Source organism: Methylobacterium sp. FW306-05-D, from assembly GCF_058782155.1.
Genome location: NZ_JBYSXL010000055.1, coordinates 1 through 17,277 on the forward strand (window position 1 = coordinate 1; position 17,277 = coordinate 17,277).

Annotated in this window: 13 protein-coding genes; 3 read left to right on the forward strand and 10 right to left on the reverse strand. The window is 66.9% G+C overall.

Annotation, left to right across the window (positions count from 1 at the left end; all coding sequences use genetic code 11):
• Nucleotides 1-499 precede the first annotated feature (499 nt).
• The 9 genes from AC3WLN_RS17190 to AC3WLN_RS17230 form a co-directional block, all read right to left on the reverse strand.
• On the reverse strand, nucleotides 500-1,183 hold the full coding sequence (locus AC3WLN_RS17190; protein ID WP_492483257.1) for a type 1 glutamine amidotransferase domain-containing protein: 684 nt from the start codon (nucleotides 1,181-1,183) through the stop codon (nucleotides 500-502).
• Between the two features lie 105 nt (nucleotides 1,184-1,288).
• Complete coding sequence (locus tag AC3WLN_RS17195; RefSeq protein ID WP_492483259.1) at nucleotides 1,289-3,976, reverse strand: excinuclease ABC subunit UvrA; 2,688 nt, start codon at nucleotides 3,974-3,976, stop codon at nucleotides 1,289-1,291.
• Nucleotides 3,977-4,152: 176 nt separating this feature from the next.
• On the reverse strand, nucleotides 4,153-4,701 hold the full coding sequence (locus AC3WLN_RS17200) for a hypothetical protein (RefSeq protein ID WP_492483261.1): 549 nt from the start codon (nucleotides 4,699-4,701) through the stop codon (nucleotides 4,153-4,155).
• 41 nt (nucleotides 4,702-4,742) lie between these two features.
• A complete protein-coding gene (locus AC3WLN_RS17205; protein ID WP_492483262.1) occupies nucleotides 4,743-5,582 on the reverse strand; it encodes an aldo/keto reductase in 840 nt (279 codons plus the stop codon).
• 59 nt (nucleotides 5,583-5,641) lie between these two features.
• Nucleotides 5,642-6,217 (reverse strand): type 1 glutamine amidotransferase domain-containing protein, encoded by a 576-nt coding sequence (locus AC3WLN_RS17210; protein WP_492483264.1) that lies wholly within the window; start codon nucleotides 6,215-6,217, stop codon nucleotides 5,642-5,644.
• A 199-nt stretch (nucleotides 6,218-6,416) separates the two neighbouring features.
• Complete coding sequence (locus tag AC3WLN_RS17215) at nucleotides 6,417-6,719, reverse strand: putative quinol monooxygenase (RefSeq protein WP_492483266.1); 303 nt, start codon at nucleotides 6,717-6,719, stop codon at nucleotides 6,417-6,419.
• Nucleotides 6,720-7,125: 406 nt separating this feature from the next.
• Nucleotides 7,126-8,223, reverse strand: coding sequence for a two pore domain potassium channel family protein (locus tag AC3WLN_RS17220; protein WP_492483268.1), 1,098 nt, complete (start codon nucleotides 8,221-8,223; stop codon nucleotides 7,126-7,128).
• Nucleotides 8,224-8,245: 22 nt separating this feature from the next.
• The gene (locus tag AC3WLN_RS17225; RefSeq protein ID WP_492483270.1) at nucleotides 8,246-8,851 is read right to left on the reverse strand and encodes a cyclase dehydrase; all 606 of its coding nucleotides are present in this window, start codon (nucleotides 8,849-8,851) and stop codon (nucleotides 8,246-8,248) included.
• Nucleotides 8,852-8,920: 69 nt separating this feature from the next.
• Entirely contained in the window at nucleotides 8,921-10,093 is a 1,173-nt protein-coding gene (locus AC3WLN_RS17230) for a zinc-dependent alcohol dehydrogenase (RefSeq protein ID WP_492483272.1), read from the reverse strand.
• Between the two features lie 354 nt (nucleotides 10,094-10,447).
• Between AC3WLN_RS17230 and AC3WLN_RS17235 the strand changes: the two genes are divergently transcribed.
• The gene (locus AC3WLN_RS17235) at nucleotides 10,448-12,673 is read left to right on the forward strand and encodes a PAS domain S-box protein (RefSeq protein ID WP_492483274.1); all 2,226 of its coding nucleotides are present in this window, start codon (nucleotides 10,448-10,450) and stop codon (nucleotides 12,671-12,673) included.
• 861 nt (nucleotides 12,674-13,534) lie between these two features.
• Here AC3WLN_RS17235 and AC3WLN_RS17240 read toward each other — a convergent pair.
• Entirely contained in the window at nucleotides 13,535-14,806 is a 1,272-nt protein-coding gene (locus AC3WLN_RS17240; RefSeq protein WP_492483276.1) for a hydantoinase/carbamoylase family amidase, read from the reverse strand.
• A gap of 300 nt (nucleotides 14,807-15,106) precedes the next feature.
• Here AC3WLN_RS17240 and AC3WLN_RS17245 point away from each other — a divergent pair, with 300 nt between their 5' ends.
• Both AC3WLN_RS17245 and AC3WLN_RS17250 read left to right on the forward strand, forming a co-directional pair.
• Nucleotides 15,107-15,838, forward strand: a complete 732-nt coding sequence (locus AC3WLN_RS17245) for a response regulator (RefSeq protein ID WP_492483278.1) — start codon at nucleotides 15,107-15,109, stop codon at nucleotides 15,836-15,838.
• Nucleotides 15,835-17,211: a sensor histidine kinase gene (locus AC3WLN_RS17250; protein WP_492483280.1), complete on the forward strand. Its 1,377-nt coding sequence runs from the start codon at nucleotides 15,835-15,837 to the stop codon at nucleotides 17,209-17,211. The genes AC3WLN_RS17245 and AC3WLN_RS17250 overlap by 4 nt, the downstream gene beginning before the upstream one ends.
• Nucleotides 17,212-17,277: the final 66 nt, after the last annotated feature.

Here is a 17,277-nt window from a genome sequence, read left to right on the forward strand (position 1 = left end):
ATGGACGCCTCCTGCAGTGGTGTTGCAACACCTCCACTCTGGCACATCAATGCCGTCAGGGGGCGTCCACCCCTACGCTTTAGATAATCTCCGAGGGCGGTGCGGATGGCTGGCATGGGTCGGCTTCTGCCGGTCTGCTCTGCGACCAGGTTGGGTGGAGAGCAGTCTGGCTGCTTTTGAGCAGTGATGCCACGAAAACGGACCTCAGCTCTCACCGAGAAAGTCGACGGCTTTGCGCCCATCTTGGGCGTTCGGTAATCAGGAGCACGGTCAGGTCCCTCTAGAATCGACGTCGGGATTTTTTCATGCTTACCAGAGGGAATTAGATTTAAGCGTCCAGCTCCTCGAATCCAGCGTCGAGAGGTTTTGAAACTGGTAAGGCAGGTGTGCGACTCATCCGACCGTAGGTCCCTGCTTTCCCCAAGCATCCGGCAAACGGACCTCCCTGGAACTTGCAAAGGACTGCGAGAGCTCTTCACAAGTCGATCGCCCCAGTGGTTCATCGATTGTCGAGATACGATTTAAGGCGCTCCGCAGTCATCCCGGACGAAGCCGGGTTCTGGCCGGTGATCAGCAACCCGTCCGCGACCACGTACGGCTCCCAGTCGCCAGCCTTTGAAAAGACGCCGCCCGCCCGCTTGAGCTCGTCTTCGACGAGGAAGGGGACGATGGCGGTCAGGCCTACGGCCTCCTCCTCGGTGTTCGTGAAGCCGGTGACGGCCTTGCCGGCGACGAGCGGCTTGCCGTCGGGCGCCTTGGCGTGACGCAGGACGCCGGGGGCGTGGCAGACGAGGACGACAGGCTTGGCGGCCCGGAGCATCGTCTCGATCAGCCGGATCGAGGCGGGGTCCTCGGCCAGATCCCATAAGGGGCCATGCCCGCCGGGATAGAACACCGCGTCGAAGCCCTCGTGGGTGACGCCGTCGAGGCGGCCTGTGTTCGACAATGCGGCGCTGGCTTCGCCGTCCGCCTCGAAGCGTCGGGTCAGGTCGGTCTGGGCGTCCGGCTCGCTGCTCTTGGGATCGAGCGGCGGGCGGCCGCCCGCGGGCGAGACCAGAACTACCTCCGCACCGGCATCCTTGAACACGTAGTAGGGCGCGGCCAACTCCTCCAGCCAGAAGCCGGTCTTGCGCCCGGTGTCGCCGAGCCGGTCGTGCGAGGTCAGCACCATCAGGATCTTCATCGTCGGTCTCCGGGGTCGGTCTGAGGTCTATCGTTCTGGATGCCGTCATCGACTTTGGCGCTGATCAAGCGCAGATTCCGTATCGACGACGGGTCGTCAGGGACGCTACGGGAGCGCGCCCCCGCCTTCGTAGGCATCAAGCTCTTCCCGGAGATAGGGTGCCGTGCGGCTCGCCCGCGCCTCGGCGACCACTTCGGGACGGCCGGCCGCGACGACAATGCCACCCAGGTTTCCGGCGCCGGGCCCCACGTCGATGACGTGATCGGCCCCCGCGACGACGCGCATGTCGTGCTCGACCATGACGACCGTGTTGCCCGCGTCGACCAGGCCGTTGAGCTGGAGCATCAGGCGATCCACGTCGGTCGGGTGCAGCCCGGTCGTCGGCTCGTCTAGGACGTAGAGCGTGCCGCCGCGCTGGCCCCGCTGCAGCTCGGTCGCGAGCTTGATGCGCTGGGCTTCGCCGCCGGAAAGTTCGGTCGCCGGCTGGCCGAGGCGCAGGTAGCCGAGGCCGAGATCGCGCAGCACGGCGAGCGGGCGCAGCACGGATGGCTCGTCCGCGAAGGCCGCGCAGGCGCGCTCGACGGTGAGACCGAGCACGTCCGCGATCGTCAGCCCGTTCCACGTCACCTCCAGGGTCGCGGGCGCATAGCGGGACCCGTGGCAGGTCGGGCAGGGGGCGTAGATGCTCGGCATGAACAGAAGTTCGACGCTGACGAAGCCCTCGCCCTCACAGGCCGGGCAGCGGCCCTTGGCGACGTTGAAGGAGAAGCGGCCGGCGTCGTAGCGGCGGCGCCGCGCTTCGGGGGTGGCGGCGAACAGCTTGCGGACGGCGTCGAACAGGCCGGTATAGGTCGCGAGGTTCGAGCGGGGCGTGCGCCCGATCGGCTTCTGGTCGACCTGGACCAATCGCCGGACCCCTTCCATGCCGCCGACGATGCGCCCTTCCGTCGGGCCCGGCGCGTCGTCGAGGAGATCCGGCTCGTCGTCGGTCTCGACGGGCCGTCCGAGGCGGTCGCCGACGAGTTCCAGCAGGGCTTGGCTCACGAGGCTCGATTTGCCGGAGCCGGAGATGCCGGTCACGGCGGTGAGGCAATCGAGCGGGAATGCGGCCGAGACCCCGCGCAGGTTGTTGCGGACGATGCCCTCCAGGCGAAGCCATCCCGAGGGCTCGCGCCGCGCACGCCGCGGCGGCTCGGCGAGTCCGAAAAGATGCAGGCGCGTGCGTGACGCCTCGATGTCGCGCAGCCCCTCCGGCGGGCCGCTGTAGAGCACGGTGCCGCCTTGCTCGCCCGCCGCCGGGCCGACATCGACCAGCCAGTCGGCGCGGCGCATCGTGCCGATGTCGTGCTCGACGACGAAGAGCGAATTGCCCGCGGTGAGCAGGCCCGCCAGCGCTTCGTGCATGGCGTCGCCGTCGGCGGGGTGCAGCCCGGCCGTGGGCTCGTCGAGCACGTAGGCCACGCCGAAGAGCTGCGAACGGAGCTGGGTGGCGAGGCGCAGGCGCTGCAGCTCGCCCGAGGACAGGGTCGTGGTGACCCGGTCCAGCGACAGGTAGCCGAGACCCAGTTCCGCCAGCGTCCCGATCCGATCGACCAGGTCGGCGGCGAGGCGCTGGGCGGCGAGGCGCTTCTCGATGGAGAGGTTCGGCGTCGCACGCACGTCCGGCGCCCCCGCATGGGCCGACGTGCCCGCAGCGGCGCGCCGGGCGCGATCCCGCTGGCCCGCTTCGCGGTCGAGGGTCTCCTGGGCGGCATCCTTGCCGGGGCGGTCGTCGGGCAGCCGGTCCTCGGCCGCCGGCTGCATCGCCTCGGCGAGCTGGGAGAGCGTCATGCGCGACAGCTCGCCGATGTCCAGCCCGGCGAAGGTGACCGAGAGCGCCTCGGGTTTCAGGCGCTTGCCGTGGCAGGCGGGGCAGTCCTCGCTCACGAGGTAGCGCGCGGCGCGGCGGCGCATGAGGGCGCTCTGCGAGTTGGTGAAGGTGCCGAGCACGTGGCGGCGGGCGCTCGTGAACGTGCCCATGTAGCTCGGCTCCAGGCGACGCCGGCGGGCTGCCTGCGTCTGCTCCGGGGAGAGTCCGGCATAGACCGGCTCCTGCGGCTGGTCGTCGGTGAACAGGATCCAGTCGCGAACTGCCCGCGGCAGATCCTTCCAGGGCGTGTCGACGTCGATGCCCCGGCTGACCAGGATGTCGCGCAGGTTCTGCCCGCCCCAGGCCTGCGGCCAGGCCGCGACGGCGCGCTCACGGATCGTCAGCGAAGGGTCGGGCACCATGGACGCTTCCGTGGCGTGGTAGACCCTTCCGAGCCCGCCGCAGGACGGGCAGGCGCCCTGGGGCGTGTTGGACGAGAAGTCCTCCGCGTAGAGCATCGGCTGGCCCGGCGGGTAGGTGCCGGCCCGCGAGTACATCATCCGCACGAGGCTCGACAGGGTGGTGACGCTGCCCACCGAGGAGCGGGCGCTGGGCGTGCCGCGCTGCTGCTGCAGGGCGACGGCGGGGGGCAGCCCCTCGATGGCGTCGACGTCGGGCACCCCGACCTGATCGATCATCCGCCGGGCATAGGGTGCGACCGACTCGAAGTAGCGCCGCTGGGCCTCGGCATAGAGCGTGCCGAAGGCGAGCGAGGACTTGCCGGAGCCGGAGATGCCGGTGAACACCACGAGGGCATCGCGCGGCAGCTCCACGTCGACGTCGCGCAGGTTGTGCTCCCTGGCGCCCCTCACCGTGACGTAGCCCGGCCGTCCCGCGCCTGATCGAGCAATCCTTACCGGTTCTCTCGGCTTCGGCTGGTCCATCACATCGTCCTCTCCCTTAAGGGCACCAAGCGTCGCCGCGCCGACGAGAGGTTCAGGAGCGCGGGAACCACGCGCCAGTTGATCGCTCGGAATGCACGCAGGTGGTTCAAACGAAATCCGCCGTTTTCATCCTCGGCAAGCGGGTAAGTTTTGCCAGATGGTGATTTCTTGGACATTCAGGATACGGCCGAAGGAGCGTTTGCACGGCTTGGGTCGGAAAAGATCCCGAACAGTCGGCTAGGAAACAGCCCCGGCAGCACAACCGCATTGCCAGTGAACGACAAACGTCTGTGGTGGGCCGTCTTGGGCGACGCTTGGAGGGCCGCGTTTTGATGGCGGCTGTATGCGGCGCGAAATCGCTCGCGCCGACGATGGAGAAGGCTGCCGCCGCCGGGGTAGACGGCGGCAACAAGGTCCGTGGGCGTCTCACCGCTGCTGGCCCGGACGCCGGTGCCGCGTTCGGGCTGCATGATCAATCCAGCGTCGGACGCGAGGAGCCCCGACCGCGTCAAGACCCGCAGCAGAGGGATTGCCGGCCCGTGGAAGGTCAACACCATCGGCTCGTAGCGTCCGGCCGGTGGACCTCGGAACAGCCGCCACGTCAGCCGGGTGAGCTTGGGGCTGAGGATTCCCGTTCCGATACGGGCGTGAATCCCCCTCAGGAACACGTCGAGGAGGACGGTCAGCATCACGGCTGCGCCGAACCCTTGCTCCGAGGCGCGCATCGCGATCCGTTCCTTCCGCCTGCAGCGGATTTTCATGGGCCCTACAGCATGGGAAGCCGGCGCGGCCGGGAGCCGAGCGGGAATGCCGCGTCGATCCGGGCAAGTTCGGCTTCCGTCAGCTGCAGCGCGGCGGCGGCCGCGTTGTCGGCGACGTGCTCGGGGCTGGACGCCTTGGGGATCGTGAGCAACGACGGTCGCCGCACCAGGAAGCGGAGCGCCACTTGACGTGCGGTCGCGCCGTGGCTCGACGCGATCTCCCCCAAGACGCGGTACCCCGACGTGTACGGGCCGGGAAAGCTGCCATGGCCGAATGGGCTGTAAGCGACCGTGGCGATACCGTGCTCCTCACACCACGGCAGTACCGCGTGCTCGATGGCACGCTCCTGGAGGTGATAGAGGACCTGGTTGCAGGCGATCCGGCCCTCGCCCCCGGCTTTCCAAGCGGCATCGAGGTCGGGCACGTCGAAGTTGCTCACCCCCCAGGACAGGATCTTGCCCTGCTCGCGAAGCCGCTCGAAGCCGGCGAAGATGTCCTCCAGTGGGTGCGGACCGGGCCAGTGCAGGAGGTAACAATCCAGCCTGTCGGTGCGCAGGCGCGCGAGCGAGCGCTCGCAGGCCGCCACGGTCCCCGCGCGCGTCGCGTTGCTGGGGAGGACCTTGGAGACAAGGAAGACCTCCTCGCGCCGTTCAGCGATAGCCTCGCCTACCACGGTCTCGGCGTCGCCGTACATCTCGGCCGTGTCGATGTGGGTCATGCCGAGGTCGAGACCCCGCCGCAGGGTCGCGACAGCGGTGGGTCGGTGCGCGTCGTCAATGTACCAGGTTCCCTGGCCGATCATCGCAATCTCGCGTGGCACAGGACCGAACGGACGCCGCTCCATGCTCTTCGGTCCCGACGGAGAAGGCGTTTGCTGCGCAGCGTCGACCGCGGCTTTCGGTTTCATTGGGCGGCTGCCTGTCGCGACGGTCCCCGTGCGCTCGCGAACAGCTTGATCACCTCCGGGTTGAAGGCCGGGATGTCGTCGGGTTTGCGACTCGTGACCAAGCCCTGATCGACGACAACCTCCTCATCCACCCACTCCGCCCCGGCGTTCTTGAGGTCGGTCATCAGCGACGGCCAGGAGGTCAGGCGCCGTCCGCGTGCGGCCCCCACCTCGATGATGGTCCAGGGGCCATGGCAGATCGAGGCCACGGGCTTGCGGGCGTCGAAGAAGGCCTTCACGAACGCGACCGCCTCGGGCAGCGTGCGGAGCATGTCGGGGTTGATGACGCCACCCGGCAGCAGGAGCGCGTCAAAGTCCTCGGACCGGGCGCTGTCGAGGGGTATGTCCACCGGGAAGGTGCTGCCCCAATCCGTGAAGTTCCAGGCCTTCACCCGACCGTCCTTGGGCGATACGAGCCGGGTCTCGGCGCCGGCCTCGTCGAGTGCCTTGCGCGGCTCGGTCATCTCGATCTGCTCGAAGCCGTCCGTCACCAGGATCGCGATCTTCAAGCCGTTGAGGGTTTCAGAAGCCATGTTCGTGTCTCCCTTCGACAAGGATTGGGTTCGGGACGGCGCTCATCGCCCGCTCGGACGCTGCGGCCCACTTGAGGAGAGGGCGGGCCCTTGAAGGCGACGCCGGACTTGAACGGCTGAACGCTCAAATCGTAGTTCCTGCGGCCAGCATGAGCGCGTTCCCGGCGTCGGCCTGCGATCCATGGGGCACCGGCCCCCGCTACCGGGAAAGCTTCGAGGCGAGCACGTCGATTTCCTCGATCGAAGGCGGCTCGGAGAACAGTTCGGACGCCTGTGCCTTCAGCGCCTGCGCGACGCCGCCGGAAAGATGGGCCTGCCGCCCGGCCTCGTCGGGGAAGGCGTCAAAAATTCCAAAGGTCGACAGTCCGATCCGAACGGCGAACCAGACTGTCGTCGCCGGCTCCTGCTCGACAATCGAAAGGCCGCCGCGCAGAAAACTTTCCACGTCGGCCTCTCTTCCGGGCTTCGCTTCGAGTCGTACGAAAAGCGCTTTGGTCACCATGGTGGGCTTCCTTGGAGGGTGAGGATTGGTCGTTCCAGTCCCGAGCATTGGATGGATCTCCCAACCTGAAGCCGCAGCTTCTATCAGAAGCGTGTCATGCATTGCGCGATTGTATGATCCGGTAGAGTCCTAAGGTGTTGTCCGTAGTCCGAATCGAATATTCCTCAAGCTCAGCCAATTGCTCTACGTTGCAGGAATAGCGATGGCCTGCCGACGGTCGAAACCGGCAATGAAGGTTGAGGGCGACCCGTCTTCGGGGATCAAGACGCTGGGCCAAAGTCAGCTCTTCCGGTGCAATTTCTCGACGGCGGAGCAGCGGCTCTCGAGAGCGCGTTCGACGAAGTTGACAGACCAGCAACAGCGAGCGCGTGCGGGCGCCGTTTTCGATACGCTCGGACGAAGCGTTTCAGGGGTGCGGCTCCCTCCCGGGTCTGAACTCTTCGATGTGGTAGGCCATCGCAGGGGCCAGTCGTGCGATGTGTGGCTGCCACCGTGCCCGCAACGCGACATAGGTCTCTGGATCCGGCCCACCCGGTGTCGCCTCGACGCCGGCTTCCGAAAGCCGCCCGACGGCCGCTGCGTAGCGGGTACGCCATGCCTCGCGCTCGGTACAGTTTGTGTCGGTGGGCGCTGGCAGATCCCCGGGCAGGAACGTCGTTTCGAGCGTGACGACAAGCAGCATGGCGACGCGCCAGACCGCATCGACAGCGGCGCTCTCCTTGAGCCATGCGGCCTGACAATCCACAATTCCGCTTCGGATCAGCGACACCGTGTCGAGCGCGATGAACGCCTGCGCCGAGACGGAATAGAAGGGCTGCCGGAAGCGAAAGTAGAAGAGCACGGGATAGAAGTGATGCGCCTCCTTCATTTCGGCGAGGGACCCGGCGACATCGGCCAGGTGGGTGTATCCGGAACTGAACTGTCCTTCGGGCCCCAGACGTACCAGGAGTTCGGCCGCATCAGAGGTTTCGCCGGCCAGCAGATGCAGCTTCAGGCCGAGGGCGTTGCGCTGTCGAAGCGCGCTGTAGACCTGCATCACATAAGTCAGGACCAGCGACGTCACCGACATCCCGACGAGCGAGTTGACGAGGTAGAGCACCCGGTAGGCGTCTGTGGCGGGTTTGAAGTCGCTCGCCCCCACAATCGCGATGCTGCTGCCGCCCGCGTACAGGGCGGTCACGAAGTCGGTCGGTGTTTCGCCGCCGCTCGCCCGAACGGCCGTACCCAGCGCGGGGTGGATGATCAGGCCGGCGCCGAGGGTCAGTCCCATCGACCAGAAGAGAACGTAGACGATGAGGATGACCGGGCCGCAGGCTGAGAGCACCGCACCCCGTCGTTCTGCGAAGAGATCGCCAGCACGGTGGAAGATCGCCCAGATGAGATGGGCCACCCGGTCCGCGAACAAGCCCGTTCCGATGCGTGCGTAGAGGACGGTCAGGAAGACGTCGGCGAGGACGAGCCCCATCACGAGCGCGCCCGACACCTGCTCGAGAACAGGGAGCATCTGGCCTACCATTCCGTTGCGTTCAGGCGTTGGCCAATGTCCAGGGACGTATCGCCTCTGGGCCGATGATGTCGGACGGTGGCGTGAAGTCGCGAGCCGCTCCCCGCATCGCCTCGGCAGGACGCCGAAATCCGCTGCGGCGGCGGTAATCCCGTTTGACCTTCTCGGATGGAGCGAGGGGTGCCTTCGCGAGATTCTGCGCGCAGATCACGTCGACGGCGGTGACGCTCACCAGAGCCAGGAGTGCCAGCAGCACGTTGTGCTTGCGGGGATTGGGGTCTTCAAGCCCGGGCAGAACCGTGGCGATGTCGAGCGCGTCCCCCGCGACGCGTGCCGAGATCCAGGGGGTCGGATCGCCCGAGCCCAAGATCCCGGCTCCCTGGACGAGTTCGCGCACGCCATAGGCCCGGATGACCGGGGCCGAGCGCGGCATTCCGAGCCAGCGCGCAATGGAATCGCCATAGGCCAGCTCGGTGAGACCGAGACCGATCGAGAACCAGCCGAGACCTTGGGCGAGCGCCCGGGTTCCGGGATCTGGCCTACGGCGCGGGTTCGAGGCGAGATAGCTCTGCAAAGGCGTCTGCGCGGGGGGGCGGCTCCGGTCTCGTGGGTACGGGGACTCGGACATGCTGGCTTCCTCGGTGGACACGGGGGCGAAGTGGCAGACGCGCCGCAGCACGGCGCGCTGCGGCACCATTCAGGGCCGCAGTACGACCTTGATGCAGTTGTCCTTCTTGTCGCGGAACGTCTTGTACATCTCCGGCCCTCGTTCGAGCCCCGCCCGGTGGGTGATGACGAAGGAGGGGTCGATCTGCCCATCGGCGATCCGCTTCACGAGGTCGTCGGTCCAACGGTTGACGTGGGTCTGCCCGGTGCGGACCGTCAGCCCCTTGTTCATCAGGGCCCCCATCGGGATCTTGTCGACGAGGCCGCCATAGACGCCGGGGATCGACAGGATGCCGGCGGGACGGCAGACATAGATCATCTCGCGCAGAACGCTGGGACGGTCGCTCTCCAGCATCACCGCCTGCTTGACGCGGTCGTAGGCCTGTTCGAGCGCGCGCGGTGAATGGGCCTCCATGCCGACGGCGTCGATGCACTTCTCCGGCCCCTTGCCGCCGGTCAGCTCGTTGAGGCGCTCGACCACGCTCTCCTGGGTATTGTCGATGGTGATCGCTCCGCCCGCCCGCGCCATCTCCAGGCGCTCGGGCACGCTGTCGATGCACACCACCTGCTTGGCGCCGAGCAGGATTGCCGAGCGGATCGTCATCTGGCCGACCGGGCCGGCGCCCCAGATCGCCACGGTGTCGGTGGGCTGGATGTCGGCCTGCACCGCCGCCTGCCAGCCGGTGGGAAAGATGTCGCCCAGGAACAGCACCTGCTCGTCGGTGAGCCCCTCCGGCACCTTGATGTGGGTCTTGTCGGCGAAGGGCACGCGGACGTACTCGGCTTGGCCGCCCTGGTAGCCGCCAGTGAGGTGGGTGTAGCCGAACAGGCCCGCCGTCGTGTGCCCGAAGGCCTTGTCGGCCAGGTGCTTGTTGCGGTTCGAGCGCTCGCAGACCGAGAAGAAGCCGCGACGGCACTGGTCACACTGGCCGCAGATGATCGTGAACGGGATCACCACCCGCTCGCCCTTGCGCAGAGCGCCGTTCACGCCCTTCCCCGTCTCCACCACCTCGCCCATGAACTCGTGGCCCATGACGTCGCCCTTCTCCATGCCGGGCATGACGTGGTCGTAGAGGTGCAGGTCCGAGCCGCAGATCGCGCAGGCCGTGACCTTGATGATCGCGTCCCGGTCGTCCTCGATCCGCGGATCGGGAACTGTGTCGCAGCGGATGTCTTGCGTGCCGTGCCAGACCAGAGCTCTCATGGTGATCTCCTCGGAAGCGTCGGTGACGATTCATCCCCGTCGCGAGAGCGGCGAGCTATCCGGATGATCCCTAGGGAGGTTCCCGAGTCGCGGCTCGTGGAGCAGCCTCACACGGACGGGCCGGGCCTACCTGTTGCGGCTACGGGCCGTAGCCCGGGGGACAGGCACGACACCATCGACGATGTTGTGCCGGCGCTGAAATTTTCATCGATGCCGGTCGCGTATTCGCCTATCGCGAGGAAGCAGAAGACGTGCGATACGTATGGGTACTGAAGAAAAATTTTGAACATCAGCCCGTTGTGACTTAGGAGGGCGGATGTCATGTCGAGTCGGTCACGATTAGAAGCTCGGCCGATGGTGACCCGCGACCTCGCCGTCGAGCGAGCGCTTCGCGCTCAAAGCCCCCTGCTCGCATCGATCCTGGACACCCTGCCCCTCGGCGTCGGCATCTATGACCATCACGGGCATCTCGTTCATTCCAACGCACTCATGCACCCTTACGTCGGGCTGATCGGGCAGGCGTCGCGCGAACCGACTCTGATGGATCGCTGGCGGGGGTACGAGGGCGAAGACGGGCCGATCACGCCCGATCGCTACCCGGGCAACCGGGCCTTGCGCGGCGAGACGGTCTTGCCGGGAATCGACTTCCTCCATCGCGCGCAGGACGGGTCGGAACGCTGGATCCGCGTCAGCGCAGCGCCCGTCCGCGGCGAAGGCGAAGCGATCGTCGTCCTCGTCGTCCAGGACATCGACGATCTTAAGCGGGCCACGCAGCGGGTCGACGCCGCGTCGGCGGAATTGGCGAGCCAGTCCCGCTTCCTTGAGGCAACGCTCTCTTCGATTCCCGATTTCGTCTACGCCTTCGATCCCGAAAAACGCTTCGCCTACGCGAATGCGGCCATGCTGGCCCTGTTCGGCCTGTCCTCCGACGAGATGCTGGGCAGAACCTTCGCGGACCTCGACTACCCACCCGAGCTGGCCGATGAACTCGATGGCCACATCGACCGCGTCCTGAACGACGGCGTCACGACGCAGGGCGAAGTCTACTACCGGAGCCCCATGGGTTACGGCGCCTACTTCGACTTTCTCTGGGGGCCGGTGCACGCGGAGGACGGCGCGATCGAGCTGGTCGTCGGTGTTTCTCGGGATACGAGCGAGCGCCGCGTCATGGCGGAGGAGCTCCAGCGAAGCGATGCGCGACTCAGGATCGCGACTGATCTTGTCGGTCTCGGCGTCTACACGTGGGATCCGTCGACCGGTGTCCACACCTGGGACCAGCGCGTGCGCGAAATGTGGGGCGTCCCCGCCCATGCGCCCGTCGACACCGGTGTCTTCGAAGCCGGAATCCACCCGGATGACCGTGGTCGCGTCCAAGATGCCATCGCTGCCGCCATCGATCCGGCCGGGGACGGCAGCTACAGCACCGAATATCGGTTGATCGGGCGCACAGGCGGCCAAACCCGCCATGTCGCGACGTCCGGCCGGACCACGTTCGCGGATGGTCGCGCCGTCGCGTTCATCGGCGCCGTGATCGACGTCACGGCACAACGCCATGTCGAAAACTCTGTCCGGGCCAGCGAGGCCCAGTTCCGTAGCTTTGCCGAGCACAGTCGGAGCCTCCTCTGGATCGGCGATCCGGAAGCGGGACAGATCGTCTATCGAAGTGCCGCCTTCGAGCGGATCTGGGGCGTGCCGTGCGCGGAAGGGCCGACCGCGTTCAGTGAATGGATCAAAGATGTCCACCCCGCCGATCGGCAGCAGGTCGAACGGTCGCTCGGGCTTGTCCGAGCCGGTGAGGCGGTTCAGTTCGAGTACCGGATCATCCGTCCCGCGGACGGCGCGATCCGCTGGCTGCGCGAGACCAGCTTTCCGATTCGGGACGAGAACGGTACAGTCCATCGATTGGGCGGGATCACCGCCGATCTGTCGAACCAGGACGAGCATCAACTCTACATCGTCAGCACGAAAGTCGGTGAGGCGCGACGGCTCGCAAACTTGGTTCGGAGCCTCGAATATCGTGTCCGAACCTTTGACAGCGCATCGGCTTTCCTCGACATAGCCCCGGTCCTCACGCCGGGGTGCGTACTTGTCGACGTCCGGCAGTCGAGGAATGAATGCCTTGCGATCCCGCGGGAACTCAAGGCGCGTTCCATCGCGTTGACGACTATCGCGCTCGGTTCGCCCACGGCAGATGTCGCCTCGGCGGTCGCCGCCATGAAGGCTGGCGCCATCAACTTTGTGAGCCTGAGCGATGAGGATGAACCCCAATCCGCGCTGCTGATCGCGATCTCCGAGTGTCACAGTGACGCCCGGCCGACGACATCCGATGAGAGCGCTGCGGCGCGGTTGGCGCGGTTGACGCCTCGAGAACGCCAGGTCCTCGTTGGCCTCGTCGACGGTGGAACCAACAAGACGATCGGCCAGCACCTCGGTATCAGCCCCCGCACGGTGGAACTGCACCGCGCCCAAGTCATGAACCGCCTCAACGCGGCCAGCCTGACGGACTTGCTCCAGACCGCGCTGGCCGCAGGGATCGTGCCGTCAGGCTGCGTCGGTCGCGATCAGCAAAAGCCTACCTAGGATCGCTCCGATCCTGTTCGGCCTGCCCTGGCAGCCCCAGGGGGAAGAAGCTTCTGAAAGCATTTTCGCTCAGCCGATGGCGATCGCATGTGCCCCGGCAGGCAGATTCGACGATCGCAATCGCGAGCTGACGTCGTGTCTCCGCCGCGAAGCGATCAGCCGCGCAAGCGAGGTTTGCAGCGAGCATCGAGGTCCAAGCCAGATCGAACGCTTCGCACATCGCTTTGACAATATCGGGAGTGAAGACCGCAGCGTTGGGGTCCATTCGTTCGCGGTGCGAGCCCTCCCAAATCCCCGGTGTCCGACCAGCCGAAGACCACCGATGTATACTGCCCTTCATTCGTGCCTCCCATAATCAGTCAAGAAGGCATTCTGCCAAGGCAAACGCTACCCGGTAGCTCCCTAAGGGAAGCTACATACGGCAGAGGTGGCGGCCCCTTCTTTGGCAACCCGGCGGCGAACATGTGTCTAGGGACAACGAGGGAGAGCGAGGTCGCCGTGTTTTTGAAAAGGCCCCTGCCGTAGGCATGCGCTGCTCATCGGCTTAGACTTGTTCGCCCGGCTGTCGTGTCGATAGCTCATGGGCGCATGATCGCCGACATGCACCGCGTACATCGAAATAGTTTCTGAACCGCTCGAAGCAAAAGCGGCCGCGGTAGGCAAACTCGCTTCGATAAGACGCCATTCCGAACCGGAAGGCCGGTATTAGCCAGTGGCAGTGGATTAGAGGTGTCTCGCCATATGTCCGCTTCTGCACATCGCGTCGAGGAACGCGAACGACTGCGTTGGGTCGGTAGCAGCTCGTCTGCTTCCTTGGCATGTCCGCGCCAAAGAAGACCCGCATCATTCATCCTCGGACGGTCAGGACGATTTCCTATGGCCATCGAGGGGGCCTGATGGCGTCGCGTCCGAGCCGGTGGTCAGGGCGCCCAAGACGAGGGTCAGCACCTCCAGGCCGACCGCGACATCGGCAGGGTCGACGATACCTGCCGGCCCCCACCCCACTCCACCTCTGCACCGCAGGAGCACCGATCCGACCGGTGCGAGCACAGACATATTGGAGGCGTCGGTCGCCATGCCCTGCGTCAGCTGCACGACGCGGTGTCCCGACGCCTCGACGGCGCGCTCGAACAGACCGACGAGACCTGGGTCACACCGGGTGGCATCGGGATCAATGCCTTGCTCGATGGCGATCTCCAACTGGCGACGCCCTGCGATCCCGTCGAACGCCGCCACGAGTTCTGCGGTAACCGCGTTCCGTCCGGCATCGTCGGAGGACTGGACGATGACGGCGAACGTCACGGAACCCGTCACCACGGAGACCGGGACCGGCTGGGCGTCCAGGCGCCCGACCGTGACGGTGACACGATCCCGGGAGGAGCCGATGCGCTCGGCTTCGAGGACGCACTCCGCCGCCCCGGCCAGCGCATCGTGCCGAAACGCCATCGGGACCGTCGCCGCGTCGACGGCGGCGCCCGTCACCATAACTCGAAGGACCGATGACGCCGTGAGGGCCGCAACCACCCCGACCGGCGAGCCCGATTGCTCCAGCGTGGGGCCGGCCTCGGCTGCGACTTCCACATAGGCGAGCACATCGCCCACGGAACGCGTCGCGTCCGTGAGCCCCTCGGGGTCGAGGCCGTGCGCCTCCATGGCTCGGCGCAGCGTGACACCGTAGTCGTCGTCGAAGTCCAGCATGTGCGGATCGATCCGGCCGACCACGGCCCTGCTGCCGAGCCTGGGTACGGGAAACCGGGAGGCAGCATCGTCGACGAAGGCCACCACTTCGACCGCGTGGTGCGGGGGAATGCCCTGTCGGACCAGACGCTCGACGGCCGCGATGCCCATCAGAACACCGAGCGTGCCGTCATACGGGCTGGCGTCCGCGCGTGTGTCAACGTGCCCCGCGATCATGATGGCCGGGCCTCCCGGGATCGATCCCTCGATCCGGCCGACGAGGTTGCCGGCGGGATCGCGCCGGGCCGACAAGCCAGCCTCCTCCATCCAGGCGAGGACGAGCCCTTCGGCCTCCGCCTGCCTCGGGGTGTAGACACGCCGTGTCAGGTTCCATGGGTAGGCGCTGATCCGGGCGAGGCGCTCGATCCGGTCGACAACGACCTCGGCCGTGCTCACGACGCGACACCCGACGATATGCCGACCGTCGCGACGACAGATTGAGATGGCATGGGCTATTCAATCCTGACGATGTGAAATCCTCGCCGGACATGCCTGCCTGTGGTCGATCATTCGATATGAACAGGCAGGCGTAGAGAACGGGGCTGTGTGCTTGGTGACGCGAAGCATTACCCGAGCGGCCACGGATCTTCGGCCCCTTGGCTTCCCGGGTGTGACGTCCCGCGATGCCGATGTAACGTTTTGTGACAACGGCGTGTTTCGCGTTGCCCGGCCGGCCGGCGACCGTATCTTCGGCGCATGAGCGACGGCCCGACCATCGTCATCGTCGAGGATGACGCCGACATCCGCATCCAGCTCGTCGCCTACCTAGAGGGGGAGGGCTTTCGCGTGGTCGGGCTCGATGGGGGAGCGGGCCTCGACCGGCACCTAGCCGCCGGCCCGGCCCCGGACCTGATCGTGCTGGACTGGATGCTTCCTGGCGAGGACGGTCTCTCCATTTGCCGGAGATTGCGAGGGTCGGGCGGGCCGCCGGTCATCATATTGACCGCCAGGGACGAGGACATCGACCGGGTGCTCGGCCTGGAGATGGGGGCCGACGACTACGTCTCGAAGCCGTTCAACCCGCGCGTCCTGCTCGCCCGGATTCGCGCTGTCCTGCGCCGCACGCAGGGCACCGCCGCCCAACCGGCCGATGCCGCCCCGGAGACGCTCGCCGTGGCCGACCTCGTCGTCGACCTCGCCGCGCGTCGGGTCACGGTCGGCGAGCCGGCGGCCGAGATCCCGCTGACAAGCGCCGAGTACGACCTGCTGCACTGCTTCGTCACCCGGCCGCAGCGGGTGTTGTCGCGCGACCAGCTCCTCGACTGGACGCGGGGCCGCACGGCCGATGCCTTCGACCGCACCATCGACGTGCAGGTGAGCCGGCTGCGGCACAAGCTCGACGCCTCCGGCAGTTCCGTCGCGCCGTTGCTGAAGACCGTTCGCAACACAGGCTACATCCTGGCTGCGCCGGTACGTCTGGCACCATGATGGCCCGGATCAGCCTGCTTGGGCGGATCATGCTCCTCCTCTTGGGATCGCTCTCGCTGATGGTCCTCGGCACTGTAGCCCTGGATGGCTGGCAGCGACGCCTGGAAGGCCCGCGTTTCGCCACGCGTTTTCCGCGCGTCGACCAGGCCGCGAACATCGTCACCTTGCTGCGGGAGGCGGACCCGGCCCTGCGGCCGGCAATCCTGAAGGCCGTCAGCGGAGAGGCGCTGCGGGCCAAGATCACCGAGGCAGCCCCCGACGAGGCCGGCCTGATCCGTGAGCCGCGCCTGGAACGACGCCTGCGGCGGATGACCGGTAATCCGGAAGGGCAACTGCGGGCCTACACCGACACGGTCATGCTGCATCGGGGCGTCGCCCCCGAGGACGTGAACGACACGAATCGGAACGGTCCCATCGGCCATCTGGCGACGGCGACCTACCGGCTGCCGGATGGCGGGATCCTCGTCATCTCGGCCGTCGAGAAGCATCGCTCGATCATGCCGTGGCTGCTCGGCCAGCCGCTGAGCCTGTGGGTGGCGGTCCTCGGCGCCGTCGTCGCCGGGCTTGTCCTCGTCGGAGCCCGACACGAGCTCGCCCCGCTGCACCGCCTTACCGAGGCCGTCACCCGCTTCGACGGGCGTACCCACCAACCGGTCGAGACCCCTCACGGCGCCCCCGAGATCCGCAGCCTCTCGCGGGCGGTCCGGGACATGCAGGACCGCATCGTCGGGCTCCTCGGCGAACGCTCGCTGCTGATCGGCGCGATCTCGCACGACCTCAAGACCTACCTGACCCGACTTCGGTTGCGGGCCGAGGGGGTGGCGGACCCGCAGCACCGGGACCGGCTGGTCGAGGATCTCGACGCCATGACCGCGCTGATCGAGACCTCCCTCGGTTTCGCCCGTGGCACCGCAATGGAGGTGGGCCGGACGGCGGTGGACCTCGGCGACCTCGTCGCCGTCGAGGTGGCCGAGCATGCCGCCCAGGGCGCTGACATCCGGATCGCTGGCGAGGACGTGCAGGATGCGGTCATCGCCGGCGACGCGGTCGCCCTGCGGCGGGTCGTGGCCAACCTGATCGAGAACGCCGTTAAGTTCGGACATTCCTCGGTCGTCGTCACGGTGGAGCGTACCGGCGGGCTGTGCCAGGTCGTCGTCGAGGACGACGGTCCGGGCATCCCGGAGGCGGAGCGCGCGGCGGTGTTCAGCCCGTTCTACCGGATCGAGCAGTCCCGGAACCGCAGGACCGGCGGCACCGGCCTCGGCCTCGCCATCGCCCGGCAGATCGCCGAGGCCCATGGCGGCACCATGCTGGCGGACGCGAGCCCGCTCGGGGGCGCGCGTCTCGTGCTGACCTTGCCAGCCATCAACTGACGCACGCGTCTGGGGCCCCGTTACAAAACGTTACGCCGACGCATCGCCTCGTCACATCCGGGAGGC